The organism is Falsiroseomonas sp. HW251 (genome assembly GCF_050563545.1).
Classification (GTDB): domain Bacteria; phylum Pseudomonadota; class Alphaproteobacteria; order Acetobacterales; family Acetobacteraceae; genus Falsiroseomonas.
In genome coordinates this window covers 21,436-40,595 of record NZ_JBNXUM010000046.1, presented here as the reverse complement: position 1 = coordinate 40,595, position 19,160 = coordinate 21,436, and the positions used below count along the sequence as shown (strand labels likewise).

Below are 19,160 nucleotides of genomic sequence, written 5' to 3'. Positions count from 1 at the left end.
ATCAGATCGGCGAAGAAGCGCTCGACCTGATTGATCCAGGAAGCGCCGGTGGGCGTGAAGTGGACCTGCCAGCGCGGGCGCTTGGCCAGCCAGTCGCGGACCGGCTTGGTCTTGTGGGTGGCGTAGTTGTCCATCACGAGGTGGACATCGAGGCCAGGAGGCAAGGCGGCCTCGACCTGATCGAGAAACCGGCGGAACTCGCTCGATCGATGCTTCGGGTAGCAGCGCCCGATAACGGCGCCGGTGGCGATGTCGAGGGCGGCGAACAGCGATGTCGTGCCGTGCCTGGTGTAGTCGTGGGTGCGGCGCTCGGCCTGGCCGGGCCGCATCGGCAGCAGCGGCTGGGTGCGGTCGAGCGCCTGGATCTGCGACTTCTCGTCCACACAGAGCACCAAGGCGCGGTCGGGCGGGCTCATGTAGAGACCGACGATGTCGCGTACCTTCTCGACGAAGAGCGGGTCCGACGAGAGCTTGAAGGTCTCGCTCCGGTGCGGCTGCAAGCCGAAGGCGCGCCAAATTCGATGAATGGTGGAGGGCGCGTAGCCGACCGCCTTCGCCATCGAGCGCAGCGACCAGTGGGTCGCGCCGGGCGGCGCTGTCTCCAGGGTCAGGCGGATCGTCTCGGCGATGTCGTCGTCGCCGATCTTGCGCGGCGTGCCGGGCCGCGGCTCGTCGAGCAGCCCATCGAGGCGGTGAGCAGCGAAGCGGCGCCGCCATTTCGAGACCGTGTTCGCGTCCGCTCCGACCTCGGCGCAGATCGCCTTGTTCTCCAGCCCGGCAGCGGCGGCCAGCACGGTGCGCGCCCGCCGCGCCATCGCCTGTCCGGTACGATGCGCACGGGCCAGCGACTGCAACTCCCGCCGCTCCGGCGCCGTCAGTTCGATCGCTACTGCCGCCTTGCCCATCGCCAGCCCCCACGACCAACATCAGAATCGTAGGGACTTCGCGATCAGGACAATAGATTCTCAAAGGAGGAAATCACGTGGCAGCGAAAGACGTTAGATTTGGCGCCAACGCCCGTGAGCGGATGATCCGAGGCATCGACATTCTGGCCGACGCGGTGAAGGTCACGCTAGGCCCGAAGGGCCGGAACGTGGTGCTCGACAAAAGCTACGGTGCGCCCCGAATCACCAAGGACGGCGTGACTGTCGCCAAGGAGATCGAGCTGGCCGACAAGTTCGAGAACATGGGCGCGCAGATGGTGCGCGAAGTGGCCTCGAAGACGAGCGATGTCGCCGGTGACGGCACCACTACTGCAACCGTGCTCGCCCAAGCCATCGTCCGGGAAGGCGCAAAGTCGGTAGCCGCTGGCATGAACCCGATGGATCTAAAGCGGGGCATAGATCGCGCGGTTGCAGCCGTTGTCGGCGAGCTGCAGAAGAACACGCGAAGGATCAACGCCTCTGCTGAAGTTGCCCAGGTCGGCTCTGTCTCGGCGAATGGTGACCACGAGATCGGCGAGATGATCGCCAAGGCGATGGAGAAGGTCGGCAACGAGGGCGTCATCACGGTCGAAGAGGCCAAGAGCGTCACGACCGAGCTCGACGTCGTCGAGGGCATGCAGTTCGATCGCGGCTACGTCTCCCCGTATTTCATCACGAACGCGGAGAAGATGACCGCGGAGATGGAAAACCCCTACATTCTCATCTTCGAGAAGAAGCTGTCGGGCCTGCAGCCCATACTTCCCCTTCTCGAAGCGGTGGTGCAGTCGGGCCGTCCGCTGGTGATCGTGGCCGAGGACGTCGAGGGCGAGGCGCTCGCGACCCTGGTCGTGAACAAGCTCCGCGGCGGCCTGAAGGTCGCGGCCGTGAAGGCGCCGGGCTTCGGCGATCGTCGCAAGGCGATGCTGGAAGATATTGCAGTTCTCACCGCAGGCGAGGTCATCAGCGAGGATCTTGGCATCAAGCTGGAGAGCGTCACTCTGGCCCAGCTCGGCCGCGCCAAGACGGTGCGGATTGAGAAGGAGAACACCACGATCATCGACGGCGCGGGCGATAAGGACGCCATCCAGGGTCGGATCGGACAGATCAAAGCGCAGATCGAGGAGACCACCTCGGACTACGACCGCGAGAAGCTGCAGGAGCGGCTGGCGAAGCTCGCCCGTGGCGTGGCGGTGATCCGCGTCGGCGGCTCCACCGAGGTCGAGGTGAAGGAGCGCAAGGATCGCGTTGATGACGCGCTGCATGCAACCCGTGCCGCAGTCGCCAAGGCATTGTTCCGGGTGGTGGGATCGCTCTGGCATGAGCCTCCAAGAGAATCGGTGACCTTAAGTGCGACAACCACGATCAGCAGGTCGGCATCGAGATCGTTCGCCGCGCACTCCAGGCTCCACTTCGGCAGATCGCCGAGAATGCCGGTCAGGATGGCGCAGTGGTTGCCGGGGAGGTCCTGCGCAATGACACCTACGAGTATGGGTATGACGCGCAAACGGGCGAGTACAAGGATCTCGTGGCAGCTGGCGTCATCGACCCGACCAAGGTCGTGCGCACCGCGCTGCAGGGTGCCGCCTCAGTCGCGGCGCTGCTGATAACGACTGAGGCAATGGTGGCCGAGCGTCCGAAGAAGCAGGCTCCAGTCAGCGGTCCTCCCGGCGGCGGCATGGGTGGGATGGGCGGCATGGGCGGCATGGATTTTTGAAGTCCGCCGCCCGGTGCTCGCTGCCCTGCGCGTGGCTGCGGTGCATTCCGCGTCTCCGGCGACGCGCCTCTACGCAGCCCCGAGACGTCACTCGCTCCGCCTCTTGACGGACATGACCGTTCGCCCGCGCGTCACCCGCTCGGCTACGCCGTCATCAACGGCGTTCGAGGGGCCATGGCATCATGCTCGAAAGCGGGCATGATCAGCACGGCGTCCCTCGCGCGTCCCCTACATCGGCTTGAGGTCCATTGCGCGGGTGTAGCCATCGAGCCGCGGCAGGTGACGGCGGTTGGCGCGATGCGCCCAGAGGTGCATCTGGTGGTGCAGCGGGATCAGCGCGACGTCGTCGCGGAAAGCAATTTCGGTCGCCCGCACCAGCAGCGCCTCCCGCCTGCCGTCATCGAGCTCGGTCAGGGCCTCGTCGAGAAGCGCGTCGAAGGTGGCCGAAGAGTAGCGTCCGCGATTGAACTGGCCGCGCCCCCGCACCTCGTCCACCGAGCCGAGCAGAGTGAGGAGCGGAGAGGTCGGCTCGCCTGTCTCGACGTTCCAGAGCCCGGTCCAAACGCTGAACTCCCGGTTCCGCCCGCGCGAGACATGGACGATGTGTGGCATCGCATCGACGCCGGTCCGTACGCCGATCCTCGTCAGCATCTGCGCCACCGCCTGGCAGATCTGCTCGTCGTTCACGAAGCGATTGTTCTGGCAGTGGACGGTCAGCTGAAACCCCTGGGGGTAGCCGGCCTCGGCCAGCAGGGCACGGGCGCGCTCGGGCTCGTAGGGCGTGGGCGAAAGCGACGCCGCGTAGCCATAGGTGCCTGGCGGCATGAACTGGCTGGCCAGCCTCGCCTGGCCACCCATCACGCGTTCCACGATGGCCTCTCGGTTGATGCCGAGACTGAGCGCCTGCCGTACGCGAAGATCCGTCAGCGGATTTCGGGCCAGGGGCTGGCCGTCGGCGCCGCGGATGCCCGGCGGCACGCGTTCCGTCATGTCGAGGTGGAAGCCGGCAACGGCGGGCGCGACCAGCGTCGAGACACGCAGCCGAGTATCCGCGCCGAGCCGGGGCAGGTCTTGCGGCGGCGCCGCGTCGATGAGATCGACGTCACCTGCGAGCAGCGCGGCGACGCGGCCGGCGGGCTGGGCGATGTTGCGGAGCGCGGCGCGCTGCCAGGGCTCGGCCGTGCCCCAATACGCGTCATTGCGAGTGAGCCGGATCACCTCGCCGCGCGACCACGAGACCAGGCGGTAGGGCCCGGTGCTGATAGCCGCTCGGCCGTCGTCACGGCTGGTCGCGCGGCAGAAACCACGGGCACTTGGCTCAGATAGACGGGCATCAGCGGGAAGGGAGTCTCGGTCCGCAGCAGCACGGTGCGCGGATCGGGCGTTTCCACCGCCGTGATCTGGCGGAGATAGACGGCGAAGGAGGATGGGCTGCCCGGGACGGCCGCAGCGCGTCTGAGCGTGAAGGCGACATCCTCTGCGGTCAGCGGCGCGCCGTCATGGAATCGCACACCTTCGCGGAGCGTCAAGCGCCAGGTCGTCGGCGTCTCCGCGGACCACTCAGTCGCAAGTGCGGCTGTCGGGCGTTCGCTGGCATCGAGGGCAACCAGCGGCTCGTAGAGATGCGCTGCGAAGCCCTTGTTGCCGCCGAAGTTGTGCCAATGCGGGTCGAGGCTGTTCGGAAAAAGCTCGAGGCCTATGCGTGCTTCCTGCGCCCCAGCCGGCGCAGCGAGCAGGGCAAGGGCGCAGGCAAGCGACGCAAGGCGCATGGCAGCAGGATCCAGTTGCGACGCCGGCAGCATGCAGGCGGAGGTGCCCCGGCGCAATCTCGACGCGGATCGATCCCGACTTCGCCAGAGCCCTTGTCAATCGCGGCAGTCTTGGGTGGACTTTAGACGTCAGTCGTCTTCGGACTCTTCGTCGCACTCCTCGTCCTCGTCGGCCTCGACCCAGACCCAGCCGTTGATCCAGTAGCCGCCGCCGTCTTCCTCATCGACCGGGGAGATGAACGGCCCCTCGATGTCGACATTGTCCCGGTGCTGCTCGTGCGCCGCCTCCATCTGCCCCTCAGTCGCTAGGTTGGAGGGATCGTTGAGCGCGTCGAGTTTCGCCGACAACGCCGCAACGTTCTCCGCCGAGGCATCCCTGACGACAACAAGGGCAGCCAGGATGGCCTCGCGCAGCGGTGTGCAGGTCATCATGACCCTTGCGTTCGTGCCATCCGTAGAATACTCGATCGGCTTGAAGGAAAGACGGAAGTCCTCCGCCGGGTCGACCTCGCTCACTCGTCGTCCTCCTCGTCGATCTCCGCATCCCAATCGATGTCATCATCCTCGCCCGATCCACCAACGCGCTCGGCGTCATCGTAGAACCCCACCGCATGCGGCGTGCCGGTCAGCGCGGGGATGCGGAAGATGTGGCGCGGCGTCATCCGCTTCATGTTGCGGTCCAAGCGGCTCCGGTCATTCGGAGCCTTCGTATCGGTAGTGCTCAAATATTCATTCCCAAAAGAAAAAGAGGCTGCCGGTCTCGAACTCAGACGACCTCTCTTGAGCACTCACCCGTCTCCTATCGGAGGTCGCCGGCGAGTTCACCTGAATTGGTCGATCGTCTGTTCAAGCGACGTCCTGATCCGCCGCATACGATAGGCCTAGAGTTGGTTGCAAGATCTTTGAGCGTTCGTCGATTTCTTGCTGAGCGGCACCAGCCCAATCCACGTCGCGAGCTCTCGCCCGGCTCGGAGCGTCGAGGCATCCGCGAGCGACAGCCCCGCCTTCTGCCTGGCAAACGAGACCGTGCAGAAGGGCAGGATGGACCGGACCGTCTTCCTCGCCCTCCGGGGATGGCCGGATCGAGTGCGTCCGTAGCTGATCAGGTAGGTCGACTGCATCCACAGCGCGGCGATTATAGGCATTCGGATACGAAACGGTGTGAGCGTTAAATCTGCAGGGGTCGCTTGCAGCGTGGATGCTGGCGCAAGCGACGCCGAACGACGTACACGAGCTTTCCACCACACCACATCAGGGTTGACGATATGGATGAAACCGACTTCGCGATGCTGGATGCCACGCATCGCTCCGCACCTTGGCGCAGCGCGCGACCGTGCACGGTGAGCAGTTCGACCGGCACGGCACGAGAGCCGACCGGAGCAGTCTGACATGGCCACCTATCACCACAAGATCGCAGCGCTCCTGCCGCTCCCGCGAAAGGCCGCCGACTTCATCCAGCAGATCGAGACCGCGCTTTGGCAAGTACTGTCGGACGAGCCCGACGTCACCTTCCCGAATGGCGTCACTGCCGAGGAGCGTGAACTGCTGGAGGGCACATCCCCGATGAGCTGTGAGATTGAATGGCACGCGGGTGATAAGTGGACACCCGCTGGCGTCTGGCTTGCCGGAGACGAAGGCGACGCGATGAGCCTTGCCCAGATCGCACAGGTCGCGATCAGGCATTTCGATCCCTCGCTCCTGTGGGGCTTCGAGTGGAGCTGCGACTGTTCGCGGCCGCGCCTCGATGCCTACGGCGGCGGCGCTGCTGTCGTTGGCGCCGACCGCATCTTGGCGTTTTACACCTCGGATTGGTTGGCGCTGTTCAGCGATGTGACGAGGGTGCGATGACGCGAGCGGAGTTCACTGCAGCCGCTTCCGCCATTTACGCCGAGGCGGTTCGGCTTGCCGCAATGCCGTACCCTGATGATGACGAGCACGACGGATCCGGATCTGCGTGCGAAGCGTATTGGGAACTGGCCGACGAGATCGAGGAGCTCGGCTTGAGTCTAGGCCTCTCGAATTTCGAGGTAGGCGCTCTGATCGACGCTGCCGAATGTGGATCCGGATACGGAACCATCATAATTCTCGCTTCAGAGCGCTTTCACACAACAGGATCGGCATAGCGGAGCCACTGCGGCGCATGCCGGCTAAAGCTCTATGTCACTGGTTACCTCTGGCGGAAGCCTAGCGACCGAGGCCGCCGATAGGGTCTGTCGGCCGTGCAGCGGATGCTCAGCAGTCGCAACATGGAGCGCACTGCTGATAGCGGCGGCATGGGCTCAAGGGTCTTACAACGACGACGTCGGAGGGCGGCGTCGGCGCGCCGCCCGTCAGGTCCCGCGAGGAACCACTCATTGTAGAGCCAACCGCTTATCGTCCGAAATCGCCAAGAAAGCTTGTCGAAAGGCCTTGTGCCTGCCCGCGCGTTGCGCCATGTTAATGACAGCATTTATTGGCGGAAGAGAGTTGGGTGGACATAGAGGAGCTAGCTCGTGAGGCGGATGAGACGCCGCGGCAAATCCGCTATCTCATCTCCCTCGGCGTCGTGCCGCCACCGGAGGGTGGCCGGCGCTTCGCCTCCTACGGGCCGACCCACCTCGCCGCCGTACGGCGCTATCAGGCGCTGCGGGCCCAGGGCTACGCGCCGGCCCAGATCACCGCGATTCTCGACGTCGCGCGCGCTGCGGCGGAGCGCGTCACCGTCGCCTTCCCCCTCGCCCCAGGCGTGATGCTGCTGGTCAATCCGACCGCGCTCGGGCCTGTGCCGCCGAATCCCGACGACGTCGGGCGCCTCGCCACATCCGACCTCACGCAGTTCCTCGCCGAGCGTGCCTCCAGGGAGACCGACGATGTCCCGTAGTGTTGCCATGCAATCCGCCGATCCGCTTGGGCGCTATCGGCATCTGGCAACCGACGGCGCGGGACGGCCGATCCCACTCGCAGCGACGCGCTTCTCGGTCCGCATCCTCGGTGGCCTGGCCTTCGTCACGGCCGAGCGCAGCTTCCGCAACGCCGAAGCCTCAAGCATCGAGGCGACAATGACCTTTCCGGTGCCGCTGCACGCCGCCCTGATCGGGCTGACAGCGGACATCGAGGGACGCAAGCTGACCGGTCGTGCGCGGAGCCGAATGGCGGCACGGGACCACTACGAAGCCGGCATTGCAAAGGGCAGGGCGGCCGTGCTGCACGAGGAGGTGCTGCGTGGCGTGCACATGATCTCGGTCGGCCAGATACGTCCGGGTGGCGAGGCGGCCGTGGCAGGCCTGTTCGTCGTGCCGCTGGCCGCGGCGTCGGGCGGCAACGCAAGCCTGCGTATCCCGACCACGGTGAGCGACATCTACGGCCGCAGCCCGCTGCCGGATAGCGACGACCTCGTGCACGGGCCTGTGCTGCACGAGGCGGAACTGGAGGTGTCCTGCCTCGATGGTGGCGCATCGGCAACGCTGCTCGGCGGACGGCTGGAGGGTGGGCGCGCCAGGGTACGGCTGGACGCTCCAATCGAAATCCTGATGACCGGTGCCGCGCTCGGCATCCCCTTGGTCGGCATGGCCGCCGACGGGCGTCCCGTCGAGCTGACGGTCGGGCCAGCGCCAATAGGCGATGACGAGCTGAACGCGACCTGGCTGCTCGATATCTCGGGCTCGATGGTATCGCCCGCGTTGCGCGAAGACGGCGCCCCAGGCCCGAGCAAGTATGAGGTTGCGCTGTGCGCCCTGGCCGACATCTCCAACAGGATCTCCGGGGCAGATCGCATCGCGCTCTGGGAATTCAGCGACACGTCACGCCGGATTGGCGAGGCAACGGGTCCGGCAGGGGTGCGCGAGCTCATACGCCACGTCTCCCCGCTGCAGGGCGGCACAGAGATCGGCGGCGCGATCGCCGCCTGCACGCGTGACCGCGCCACTAGCGACGTGCTGATCGTGACGGACGGCCAGACCTATGCACTGGACGTGCAGGTCGCGGCGCGTCTCGGCGCGCGGTTCACGGTGGTGCTGGTCGGCGAGGACGCGCTGGCCGCGAATGTCGGCCATCTCGCCGCTCTCACCGGCGGCCAGGTGTTCATCTCCTCGGGCCCGGACCTGCCAGGCGTGATTGAGATGGCTGTCGCCTCGATGCGGGCACCGCGCCGCGCTGCCGCCTACACGGAATCGGGGCGCCCCACCGAAGCCGCCGCAGCTTGTGCGGGTGGAATGCTGGTGGAGGCCCGCTGGTCGCCCCGTGTCGCGGAAGGCCTAGTGGCTGAGCCGACAGATCAGGCCCGAGCCGTCGGAGCCTATGCGGCGTGGCTGGCGCTGCCGAGCATGGCGGAAGCGGACGCTGCAGCGCTTGCTGAGGCCGAAGGGATCGTCAGCCATCTGACCTCCCTGGTGCTGGTGGACGACGCAGGCGAGGCGCAGGACGCCATCCCCGCCCAGCGCAAGGTCCTGCTGACGACGCCGCGCGTGGCGTGCGCGCCAATCGCGCGCGCGGTGGATTGTGCACCGGTTCTGCCAAGCCAAAGGGTGGCCAGTCCGGCGGTTGGGCCGGCGAGTGCTGGATCCATGAACAACCTCTTCCGGAGGGCGAGCGGCCTCATGCGCCGGGAGTTGTCCGAAAGCGCGCCACCGCGATCGCCACCGGCAGCAGCACGGATTGCGGCGGCGGAGGAAATGGGTATGGACATACCCACCTTCCTCCGCCGGCAGTCGAACGACCGCGCCAGCGCGTTCCGCGCGCCACCGCCCACCGCGCCGGCGCGGCGCTCGAGCAGCACGCCGTCAATCGTCGACCTCTCCGTCGCACGAGGGCGCATCGGCTGGGGTGCCGAGCCGGAGCGGCTGCGTGCCGGCGATCTCAGCGGCTTGCCGGCTGGCCTCGTCGCCGCCCTCCTCCGCGCGGCGGAGGTGGACAGCGTGAAGTCGGTCGCCGGCGCCCTGGGTGTGCCGCCCGTTGTCATCGTGCTGGCGCTTGTCGCCCGCATCCAGTCGCATTGGGACACGGCGGCTCGGCGGTTTGCGGATGCTGTGCTTGACCGCGCGGATCGGCACGCGGTCACTGCCTGCAGCGACGAGTTGGGACTGTGACATACCCAGGGGTGCAACCGCGCGTCGCCCGACGGCCGACCTGCCGAAGACCTGAACTGGATTGTGCCTTATAGGAACGCCAACGATGACCAGATTGGCGGCCAGCGACGACCTGCGCCGTGCGTCGGCACTGGTCACGCTCTGGAGGACATTGGCCGTGAAGCGTCGCGACCTCTTGAGATCGGGGCTGCCGTCCGGGGCCGCCATGCTCAGCGCGATCGGGCAGCCCGCGCGTGCGGCGGGACCGGCTGCTCCACCGTTGCTCGCTGGCCCATGGCTCAACAGCGCGGCGCCGCTCGATGCCGGGGCACTGCGCGGCAAGGTGAGCCTGGTGAACTTCTGGACCTACACCTGCATCTATGCCCTGAGGTCGATGACCTACATCAAGCGCTGGCACGAGGAGTACGGGCCTGCCGGCCTTCAGGTCGTCGGCATCCACACGCCGGAATTCGGCTTCGAGCATCTCCGTCCGAATGTCGAGTTGGCGCTGCGCGAGTACGGCATCCGCTTTCCCGTCGGCCAGGACAACGACTACCGAACCTGGCGCGCGTGGAGCAACCAGGCATGGCCGAGCTTCTACATCCTCGATCGGGAAGCGTGGATCGTCATGCTGCGCGAGGGCGAAGGTCACGCGATGGAAATGGAGCGGACCATTCGCGGGCTGCTCGGCCGATCGCCGGAGGTGCCGCGGCGCGACCCGCCAGACGATATGGATGTGTCCAGGATCGCTTCGCCTGAGATGTATTTCGGTGCAATCCACCCGACGCCGCAGGAGTCCGGACAGTCGCCTCGCCGAGGCCTGGCTACCTATGCGTTCAGCTCCGGCGGACCGCGCCTGAACCGCTACGAACTCGACGGAACCTGGCTCCGAGACGGCGAGCCGCTCGTGCTTCGCTCGGACGAGGGCAGGCTGCGGCTGCGTTACTCCGCCGCGAAAGTCCACCTCGTCATGGGCGCCCCTAACGGCGCGACAGTGGGAGTGAGGTCCGGAACGGAGGACTGGCGCAGCATTCGCGTCGGTTGGCCCGCTCTCTACACGGTTGTTGACGGCGCGCGTTACGGCGAGCAGGTCATAGAACTCGAGGCCATGTCGCCAGGCCTGGCCCTCTACAGTGCGACCTTCGGCTAGCGCGCTCGGTCCACCAGGAGGAGCTTCGCAGGATGGTAGACAGCTACGATGCGGTCGTGATCGGCAGCGGCCAGGCCGGTCCTTCGCTGGCCGTGCGGATGGCGAAGCAAGGCCTCCGGACCGTGCTGATCGAGCGCGAGCACCTCGGCGGCACCTGCGTGAATGATGGCTGCACCCCGACGAAGACGCTCGTGGCGAGCGCACGCGTCGCCCACCTCGCCCGCCGTGCTGCCGAATACGGCGTGTGTATACCCGGCGAGGTCACCGTCGACATGGCCGCCGTCAAAGCGCGAAAGGACCGCGTGGTCCAAGCCTCGGTCGACGGCCTCGGTACTTGGCTAAGGGGGACGAAGAACCTCGAGCTGGCCGTGGGCGCGGCTCGGTTCGTGGGGCCGCGCACGGTCGCGGTCGGTGCGCGCACGCTGAGCGCGCCGCGCATCTTCATCAATACCGGCGGACGTCCGCTGGTGCCGGACTGGCCCGGCCTTTCAGACATCCGCTTCCTCACGAACGTCTCTATGATGGAGATGGACCGCGCGCCGAAGCACCTGATCGTGGTGGGAGGCAGCTACATCGGTCTCGAATTTGCGCAGATGTACCGCCGCTTCGGGTCCGAGGTAACGGTTCTGGAATACGCCGACCGTCTGATTGCACGCGAGGATCCGGACGTCTCCTCCAGTATCCAGGAGATCTTGGAAGCCGAGGGCATTGCGATCCGCTGTGGCGTTCGTGATGCCAAGGTCGCGCCGCACGGATCCGGTGTGCGCGTGGACGCCACGGCAGCCAGCCAAGCCCTCTCGGTCGTTGGGAGCGATCTGCTGGTCGCGGTCGGGCGACGGCCGAATGTCGAAGATCTGAACCTCGACGCGGCCGGGGTGCGGCTCGATGCGCGCGGCTTCATCGCGGTGGACGACCAGCTTCGTACAAGCGCGGAAGGTATCTGGGCGCTTGGGGACGTGAACGGGAAGGGGGCGTTCACCCACACATCGTACAACGACTATGAGATCGTCGCTGCCAATCTGCTGGACAAGGGCGCGCGCCGCGTCTCGGACCGGATCACGGCCTATGCGCTGTTCACGGACCCGCCACTCGGCCGCGTCGGCATGACGGAGGCGGAGGTGCGTGCGGGCGGCCGCCCCGCACTGAAGGCACATATGCCGATGACCCGCGTCGCGCGCGCTCGCGAGCGGGGCGAGACACAGGGCTTCATGAAGGTGCTGGTCGACCGCGAGACAAAGCTCGTCCTGGGCGCCGCACTGCTTTGCATCGAAGCCGATGAGATCGTGCATTCGCTGCTCGACATCATGGCCGCGCAGGCGCCCTACACGGTGATCGAGCAGGCCATGCATATCCATCCCACCGTGAGCGAGCTGATCCCGACCATGCTCGGCGAGTTGAAGCCACTGACTTAACTGACTGTGTGGGAATGCTGATCAGGCGGCGATGCGACGGAGCATGAGCAACATAGCGCTTCGGCACCGAGCTGATCGTGCAGGTCGGCGGCGTGCACGTGGGCAAGCAGGACGAGGCCGGCGGCATCAACGAGGATGTGCCTCGTCCGTCCAGCGGTGCGCTCCGCGGCGTCGTAGCCGCGCGCAGGGCCGCCGACGCCGGTCGCCCGCACAGCCGGTCGCGCCAAGGACTACATCGCCAAGCCCTCCAGCGTGCCGAAGCTTCTGGCTGCCATTCGGGCACAGCTTCGGACTTTCGACCAGTCCACCGATGCGGTCTTCACTATCGGGCCCTACGCCTTCCGGCCGAGCGCGACGCTGCTCCTGCAGCCGGGCCGCAATCGCAAGACAGATAGTGGCTACAGGCTGAACCTCGCCATGGTGTAGTGCCGGGGTAGTGGTCGCGCCAATCCTGGCCGGCGGCCGGAACGCGGAGCTGACAGCGATGGACCGCCGATGGCTGCTAGGCTTCGCGGGCGTCGCAGTGGCGGCCACGACGCTTTCCCATGCGGCCAAGGCCACCAGCCGGCGCGGTGGTGTCGCGGACAGCGCGACCGCCACCCGTGCCCTTGCGAGAGCCCTCAACGTGCGCCTGCCAGAGCGGCTGCCGAACGCGGCAGAAGGCCCGAACGGGAAGGGCTTGAGCGGATGCGGCCGGCGGAGCGGACCGAGCTTCCGCCAGGCGAGCGGGCGCTGCGACGTCGGGTCGAGCTGACCGCGTCAGTTCTCGCGGGAGCGTCGCGTTATCTGGGCCCGCTCCAGCGATGCCGCCTTCCGCCGTTCCTCCCGCAGCACCTCGATCGTCGGTTGCCACCAGCCCCGCGCCAGATCGTCCGGGGAGGGCGGTGTCCGTGCTGGCCATGCCTTGAGCAGTTCGTCGCGGCTGGGCCTGCGCCAGGTCGCCCAGATCAGCGTTCCTGAACCTCCGGTGACGCCGGGGTAAAAGCGCTCCGCGATCGCCGTCTCCACGACCTCGCCGGTGATGCCCTTGAACACCAGGCAGCCGCGATGCGTCGTCAGCACCTTATCGAGCGGGGGTAGGGCGTCGTCCAGGATCGGGTAGCGCTTGCGACGGCGCTCGGCGGCCTCCGCTTTTCGCTTCTCGGTTTCGGCCGGCGCCTTCTCGTTCTCAGCCCGCCGGCGCCGCTCCTCGCGCTCGGCATAGCGGGCGGCTTCCTCGATGGCGGGCCAGCGCTTGCGGAGATCCTCGACGGACCGGAACGGCACGCGCCAGGCCTTTAGCGCTGGGTCCCAACTGGCCCATGGCACTTCCCGCAGTTCGGCGATCACCGTGCGCGAATACGGCGTACGGACGACGAAGGTGTCCGCGACCTCCAGGTAGCGGCTGGTGAAGGGATCGAAATCGAAGGCGTCGCGGCCGCGCTGGTCGGCATAGGCCAGCACGCCCGACCATTCCCGTCCCATCCACTGGGTGACACGACGCTCGGCCCGGATGCCTGGGACGAACCAGGCGCGAAGGTCATCCCGCCACCGCGCTTGCGGGAAAGCTTCGCGGAAGCGCTCCACGGTGAGGCGGTCATAGGGAAAGGAAGCGGTCGCGCCTGCTTCCTGCTGCCAGACGTTGAAGTCCGTGGTCCGGTCAGGCATGGCGTCGCTCAGCTCCGCGGACGGGCGCCAGGGCGACGCTGGCGGCCAGCGTATCCTCGGTCAGGGCGCGCGCCCAGTCGGTGGGCGTGCGAGTGGTGGCGCCGCGGGCGGCTCGGCCGATGAGGGTGCCGGCGATGGCGCCGACAAGGCCGGCGATCGCTCCGTCCCGCCGGGACGCCTCGCGGCCGGCCATCGCCGCGCCGCCGGCTGCTCCGATGGCCATGCGCACGAGGAAGGAGGGCGGAATGCGGCGGTCAGGCGCGAATGGCATCTTGTCGCCGGCCATCTCGCCCAGCGCCGCCAGTGTCGCGGCGCCTCTGGCTTCTGCGCTGGCCGGGATCCAATCCTCCCGAAGGCGCCCGCGCGAGGCGGCCCAGGTGAGGGCGGCGGCGGCTGACATGCTCCGCATTCCTGCCAGGAAGCCGACGCCGAAAGACGGCCAGAGCCCGGCCATGGCGTCGCCTCTTACCGTCTGGACCCCTTCCTGCCGCGTCGTCGTTGCCTCCTCCCGATCCGGGCAGAAGCGCTGTACGCGTGACTGGTTGCGATGTCTGGAAGCGGGGCTACCCCTCATGTCGCGAATGGGCGGCTACGCCGACCATCGCGAACGTATGCGGCGCAGCGCCAGCGCCCACCGCCGGCTGAAGGAACTCCGGCGCTCGCTGGTCACCTTGCGGCGCAACGCGATCCAGGTCGCAGCAATGCTGGCACGGGCGGATTGCACGAGGCGCCGGCCCAGCGCCCGGGCCGTGACCCAGGCCGGAATGTTCTCCAACGTGCGGTGCCCGAAATCCAGCAGCCAGACGACCTTGGCTTCCAGGCGCGAGAACCAGCGGACCTGGACCATCTTCGGGCGCGCGATCGCATAGACCCGCGTCGAGAACGCCGCGCCGACGATCTTGCCGCCAGCGATCGTCAAGGCTGCCCAGACATAGTGATGGTGCGCCAGCAGCCAAAGTTTTGCGACCTTCAGGATGGGAATGATCGGCACGAATGGCAGGATGAAGACCGCGATCACCGCAGGCGGACTGAGCCGATCGACCAGCTGCTCCAACGCCGCGAAGATCGGAAGGCGCGCCAGGAGCCTGCCTAGCGCAGAGACCCATTCCAGATCGTGGCTTCGAGCAAGACGAAAACAAGGGCGAGAACCACCAACAATGGCCGCAGCATTTGCCCTGCCGATCGGCGCATGGCCCTCATTGATTGAGCTCGCTGATCTGCTCGCCTCAATTCCTCAGTAATTCCTCAGTGACGAGTCTGGCCGACCTGAATTCAACGACATCCTGTGAAGCCGTGCCGAACCGCCGTAGCAGGTCGTCCCACGTCGTCGTCACGATCTGGTCCGCTGCCGCGTGCCGGAGCGACAGCTCAATCCATGCATACGCGTCCAGCGCGGCCGGCGAGGCAGACAGTTCTAGCACAACACGTCGGTCGAGCGGCACCGCGTTGTCAACCAAGCTGGAAAGGAACCTGGTGCTTAGCCGGACACCGGCGCGCCATCCGAGGTCGCCGACACGGCGTCGGCTCCGCGCGTCGAACACACTGACTTCAGCGCTGCCACCGTCTGACAACAAGATCCGCGCCGCCTGGAGACGCTGCCACTCATCGGCCAGATCGCGTGTTTTCGGATCAATGCCTATCGCAGCGGCAAGCAGCGTCTCATCCGTGCCAAGCTCGACGACCACGCTATTCGATCTGAAGGCTGCATCGCAGATTTGCATCATGCTCAAGCGCAAGATGCGCCCGCTCGGCACCATGTCGTCGCTGGCATTGGGTTCAATGCGAACGGCTCCAGCGTCGATCTCGCGCTGCCACGCGCCACGCGTGGCTCGCATCGGCAGCGCCATGCTGCAGAATAACGCATGCACCCAGACGACAGCGTCGGCCGGCTGCATGACAGCGGTAGCCGACGTCCGTGCGCGCGGAGGGCGATCCAAGCTCATACTCGCACAGACTCACTTAAGGACGAGAGGAAAGCGCGGGGTCCAGGGCGCACAGCGGTGACCTTCTGCCTGGGCCGCGACCGGCTCCCGGGCTCCTGCAGATAAGCCCTAGCGTCCGGCGAGCAAAGGCCAGCCCTGCACCAGGGGGTGCTGCGGTTCAGGGCGTGGCGCCGGCGTTGTCGAGGCATGATGCAGCCGGCGGCTGCGTCTAAACCTCACGAGCCTGCGGGATGCGAGCCGAGGGCCGGCGGCCAGCATAGCGCGGCGCGTCAGAAGCCAAAGCGCGGCTGAACAGTCCAACACGGTCCCGACATGTGCCGTTGCGTTTGCGACAATTCCGGTCCTTTGGCTTGGCCTCGGCGCTGTCGAGTCGCACCGGCATGCCTTCGACGATCGCGGCCCCAGGTTGCGAGCGGGTCATGGGCATATTCTTCGACAGAGCCATCTCTGGGAACCGGCCGCGTGCTGATGTCCCGAGTGCCGCCATTGCCGCACTGACCAACAGCGAGACGAGCAGCAGGAAGCCTGTGGTCGCGAAAAGGCCGACGCTGAGCAACCTGGCCCGAACGAGATAGGATGTGGAGGCTGTCGAGCCGCACGCTGTGCGTGACACCCGTCCAGCCAGGGAGTTGGCTGGTCGAGCGCTGGCGCCCGGCCCTCAGCGTCCCAATTGATGGCAGGGCACGGCGACGCGTCGAGGAGACCGACATGAGCGGACCATGGCACTATCAGATCCGAGTTTATCTTCCGGAGGAGCTGGCCGGCATCGCCAGGACCGAGCCAGGTGCTCCCGTGCTCCGGCCGCTGGTGCAGCTCCTCCAGGCGAACGACGCAACCCTCGTCAGCCAGTTGGATGCCTTCGAAGCCTACGTTGCGCAGGCTGAGAAGGAGAACGCGGATGATCCCCTCTGCAAGTGGACGAAGGCGACGCTTGCCGACCCCGCCAAGCGGCTGAAGCACATGAAGGCCTTCGCCGTTCGCATCGCCGGTCAGGAGGTCTACGCCGCGGAGCGCGCCAATGCGCTCGAGGCTGCGCTGCAGCCACTCGTCGGTGGTGGCCTGGTCGAGCGCCTGTCCAGGCACGACACCAACCCCGCCGTTAACCTCGCCATCCCAAACGAGTATCGTACCTGATTCCGCGTGGTCAGGGCTGCACGGCGCAGGCGTCACCGGCGCCGCGTGTGCGCTGCGGCAAGGGACGGGCGAAACCCGAACTCACACGAGCGCGCTGAACCTGCGCGGCCAGCGCGTCCCAGTCTCGACGCTAAAGTCTGGCATCACGAGGATCGCGTCGCCCGCGCGCGCGGGCGCTTCTCGGCGATGATCCGTGCCAGCGTCACCGGCCGGAAATCCCAGACATCGACGCCGACATCGACCTGCCGCGGCATCGGTGTCAGGCGGCCGTGGCTATGACCGTGCAGATTGAGCCAGCCGCGGCCCATGTTGCGCCAACTGCGGAAGGGACAGTGGCAGAGAACGAGGCCGAGGCCGTCCTGCTGGATCTCGGCATAGTGCTGGACGCTCGACCAGCCCGCGAGGGTCGTGGTCGCCGGGGGATCGTTGTTGCCGGTGACGAGGTGCTTGCGGCCGTGCAACCGGCTAAGCAGCCCCGCCATCGCCGCGTCCGCCAGGCCGAGGGCGAAGTCACCGAGGTGCCAGACCTCGTCATCGGGCGTCACGGTCGCGTTCCAGCGCTCCAGCATGGCCGCGTCCATCGCCGCCACCGATCCGAAGGGCCGCCGATAGAGACCTCGCGCCCCGCCATGCCCGAAGTGGGTATCGCTGGTGAAGAAGACCGCCATAGCACTCCGATCCAGTCAGTCGCCGCAGGCTGCGCGGACCTGAAGCAAGCCGGGTATCCGTGACGACCAGCTGTCGTCTCAGGCGGGCCGTCGTGCTTGGGAGGAACGCGCTGCCGACCGATACTACCACCAGCCTCGAGCGAAGCTCGACACCGAGCCAATGCCCCCTGTATAAATACCAGTACGATCCATATCGCGCAGGGCATATTGGTTCCGGTGACCCACCGGGCAAAGCGCAGCCGGAAGTATCCCAGACGTGGACCTCGAGCCACGCACCGACCGGCGGCAAACGGGCAGCGCGGCCCACCTCCCTTTCGTCACCTTCGCATCCTCACAAGGGCTCTGCTGGCAAAGGAGCGACGAGACGCCGGAGCGGGACGAGCGGACCCGAATAGGCACCTCAAGAGCGGAGCTATGCCTTGCTATTCGGCAACTCCGCGCATCAGCCGGTCCCTCGAACGGCCAGGCTGGTGAGATCGCGCCTCAGAAAGGCGCGTAACCGTTTCACAGACACGACACTGGGACCGCAAGGCTTGGTGGGTCATGCATTTGCAGTCCCACCATCCGCCCCGTCAGGTTCACTGCTAGGTGGTCGTCGTCGAGATGGGTGGCAGAGCAGGGTCACGGGAAACCACCTGCGCGGGTAGGACCGCAACGTCAGCGTTCGAGCACATCACACTCAGGGATGATGACGATCTTCTCCTCCGTTCCTCGATCCAGATTCAGCCGTCGAAGGAGGGGGGAGGAGATGCACGGCCAGCCTAGGGATAATGACGCGGGAAAGCTAATTAACGGATGTAGCATGCAGCGTGCCAGAAGCGCTGCGCGGCGAGCCGGAGCGGAGCGAGTGCAAGCGAGCGAGCGACGGCGAGGTGCAGCAGCAGCACGAACGCGCGGCGAAGCAAGCGTTCGGGCTCAGAGTATTTCGCGGAAGGCGCCGTCGATGTGGTGCCATGCAGTTCTCCACCCGATAAGCGCCTGCCTTTAAAGCGGGACTGTGCCCGCGAGTTGATGAGCGACTCAGCTTCGTAAATCGCGGCGTGTCGCCGTCCAAGTGATCGCTGTCTGGTGCCCACCCTGCGGCACGCGTCTCTGATAGTGCGCTGTCGCGGCTGGGGGTTCGCAGGCGGCGCCGCAATGGCGTCGATCGCTTCGGGCCTTGGCGACGCTGGCCTGAGGGTGTCCGCTTTTGACGACCTGACCGTGACAGCGGTGGGCCGCGACCGCGGCGAGGTAGCGACGGCCGTAGAAGCTATTGCGCCGACTGTGGTGCACCCGCGGCTCCCAGAGAACTTAGATGCAGCTCTTAAGTTAGGTCTTTGCCCGCCACCGCCAATCGCACGCGCTGTATTGGAAGGCCGGACGTCTGACCCGACGTCCGTCGCAGCCTTATGCGGCCGCCCGCGCAGGCTGATCCACCTTGGCCAAGCTGGCTGACAAGGTTTCTTTTTCGAAGTCGCCGCACATGATCGATTTCGCTGCAGATCGTGCACCATGCGCATTCGCCGATGGCTTCTCCTGCGCGAACCACCAGCGATAGTCCTCCCAAATGTGTGCCTCCGATATAGATGTCTGGAACGGCATCGAAGCGATGGGCGAAGCGCTGCTCGAAGGATTCTGCTAATCGTGGGCGTCTTCGCACTGGCGAGGCTCCTGACGACGATCGGGCCAGCTATCCTGCTTCTGCTTGCAAGGGCGTCCCTCTGGGCTGCTCTTCTGCTTCTGTTCAGCCGCGAAAAAATGCCTCTGCTGCTGGGC

The 19,160-nt window shown here is 66.5% G+C and carries 17 protein-coding genes and 2 pseudogenes; 8 read left to right on the top strand and 11 right to left on the bottom strand.

The genetic code is table 11. The features are described 5' to 3' along the window. On the bottom strand, positions 1-905 hold a 905-nt coding region (locus ACLF3M_RS32855; protein ID WP_430661237.1), incomplete at its 3' end, for an IS630 family transposase. 77 nt (positions 906-982) lie between these two features. Between ACLF3M_RS32855 and groL the strand changes: the two are divergent. Beyond that, a pseudogene (gene groL, locus ACLF3M_RS32850) lies at positions 983-2,637 on the top strand (chaperonin GroEL). Between the two features lie 228 nt (positions 2,638-2,865). On the opposite strand, the gene ACLF3M_RS32845 reads toward groL, so the two are convergent. From ACLF3M_RS32845 to ACLF3M_RS32825, 5 genes are all read right to left on the bottom strand, one after another. After that, entirely contained in the window at positions 2,866-3,879 is a 1,014-nt protein-coding gene (locus ACLF3M_RS32845; RefSeq protein ID WP_430661239.1) for an ABC transporter substrate-binding protein, read from the bottom strand. Then, positions 3,852-4,439: an ABC transporter substrate-binding protein gene (locus ACLF3M_RS32840; protein ID WP_430661236.1), complete on the bottom strand. Its 588-nt coding sequence runs from the start codon at positions 4,437-4,439 to the stop codon at positions 3,852-3,854. The genes ACLF3M_RS32845 and ACLF3M_RS32840 overlap by 28 nt, the downstream gene beginning before the upstream one ends. A gap of 96 nt (positions 4,440-4,535) precedes the next feature. After that, positions 4,536-4,922, bottom strand: a complete 387-nt coding sequence (locus tag ACLF3M_RS32835; protein WP_430661235.1) for a hypothetical protein — start codon at positions 4,920-4,922, stop codon at positions 4,536-4,538. Beyond that, positions 4,919-5,068 (bottom strand): hypothetical protein, encoded by a 150-nt coding sequence (locus tag ACLF3M_RS32830; RefSeq protein WP_430661234.1) that lies wholly within the window; start codon positions 5,066-5,068, stop codon positions 4,919-4,921. The genes ACLF3M_RS32835 and ACLF3M_RS32830 overlap by 4 nt, the downstream gene beginning before the upstream one ends. A gap of 219 nt (positions 5,069-5,287) precedes the next feature. Next, positions 5,288-5,710, bottom strand: coding sequence for a hypothetical protein (locus tag ACLF3M_RS32825; protein ID WP_430661233.1), 423 nt, complete (start codon positions 5,708-5,710; stop codon positions 5,288-5,290). 85 nt (positions 5,711-5,795) lie between these two features. Here ACLF3M_RS32825 and ACLF3M_RS32820 point away from each other — a divergent pair, with 85 nt between their 5' ends. The 6 genes and pseudogenes from ACLF3M_RS32820 to ACLF3M_RS32795 all read left to right on the top strand — a co-directional run. After that, a complete protein-coding gene (locus ACLF3M_RS32820) occupies positions 5,796-6,254 on the top strand; it encodes a hypothetical protein (RefSeq protein WP_430661232.1) in 459 nt (152 codons plus the stop codon). A 622-nt stretch (positions 6,255-6,876) separates the two neighbouring features. Then, entirely contained in the window at positions 6,877-7,266 is a 390-nt protein-coding gene (locus ACLF3M_RS32815) for a helix-turn-helix domain-containing protein (protein ID WP_430661231.1), read from the top strand. Positions 7,267-7,273: 7 nt separating this feature from the next. Further along, positions 7,274-9,469 carry a VIT domain-containing protein gene (locus tag ACLF3M_RS32810; protein ID WP_430661230.1) on the top strand — a complete coding sequence of 732 codons (2,196 nt, stop codon included), beginning with the start codon at positions 7,274-7,276 and terminating at the stop codon, positions 9,467-9,469. A gap of 85 nt (positions 9,470-9,554) precedes the next feature. Further along, positions 9,555-10,598: a redoxin domain-containing protein gene (locus tag ACLF3M_RS32805; RefSeq protein WP_430661229.1), complete on the top strand. Its 1,044-nt coding sequence runs from the start codon at positions 9,555-9,557 to the stop codon at positions 10,596-10,598. Between the two features lie 32 nt (positions 10,599-10,630). Further along, complete coding sequence (locus ACLF3M_RS32800) at positions 10,631-12,010, top strand: FAD-containing oxidoreductase (protein WP_430661228.1); 1,380 nt, start codon at positions 10,631-10,633, stop codon at positions 12,008-12,010. A 222-nt stretch (positions 12,011-12,232) separates the two neighbouring features. Beyond that, positions 12,233-12,397: pseudogene (locus ACLF3M_RS32795) on the top strand (DNA-binding response regulator); the annotation flags it as partial. A 372-nt stretch (positions 12,398-12,769) separates the two neighbouring features. On the opposite strand, the gene ACLF3M_RS32790 reads toward ACLF3M_RS32795, so the two are convergent. From ACLF3M_RS32790 to ACLF3M_RS32775, 4 genes are all read right to left on the bottom strand, one after another. Beyond that, a complete protein-coding gene (locus ACLF3M_RS32790; protein ID WP_430661227.1) occupies positions 12,770-13,657 on the bottom strand; it encodes a hypothetical protein in 888 nt (295 codons plus the stop codon). Further along, positions 13,650-14,057 (bottom strand): hypothetical protein, encoded by a 408-nt coding sequence (locus ACLF3M_RS32785; RefSeq protein ID WP_430661226.1) that lies wholly within the window; start codon positions 14,055-14,057, stop codon positions 13,650-13,652. The genes ACLF3M_RS32790 and ACLF3M_RS32785 overlap by 8 nt, the downstream gene beginning before the upstream one ends. 189 nt (positions 14,058-14,246) lie before the next feature. After that, positions 14,247-14,711, bottom strand: a complete 465-nt coding sequence (locus tag ACLF3M_RS32780) for a hypothetical protein (protein ID WP_430661225.1) — start codon at positions 14,709-14,711, stop codon at positions 14,247-14,249. 172 nt (positions 14,712-14,883) lie between these two features. Beyond that, complete coding sequence (locus tag ACLF3M_RS32775; protein ID WP_430661224.1) at positions 14,884-15,552, bottom strand: replication protein RepA; 669 nt, start codon at positions 15,550-15,552, stop codon at positions 14,884-14,886. Positions 15,553-16,308: 756 nt separating this feature from the next. Here ACLF3M_RS32775 and ACLF3M_RS32770 point away from each other — a divergent pair. Next, positions 16,309-16,734, top strand: coding sequence for a hypothetical protein (locus ACLF3M_RS32770; protein ID WP_430661223.1), 426 nt, complete (start codon positions 16,309-16,311; stop codon positions 16,732-16,734). A gap of 143 nt (positions 16,735-16,877) precedes the next feature. Here ACLF3M_RS32770 and ACLF3M_RS32765 read toward each other — a convergent pair whose 3' ends face one another. Beyond that, the gene (locus tag ACLF3M_RS32765; RefSeq protein WP_430661222.1) at positions 16,878-17,402 is read right to left on the bottom strand and encodes a metallophosphoesterase; all 525 of its coding nucleotides are present in this window, start codon (positions 17,400-17,402) and stop codon (positions 16,878-16,880) included. Positions 17,403-19,160: the final 1,758 nt, after the last annotated feature.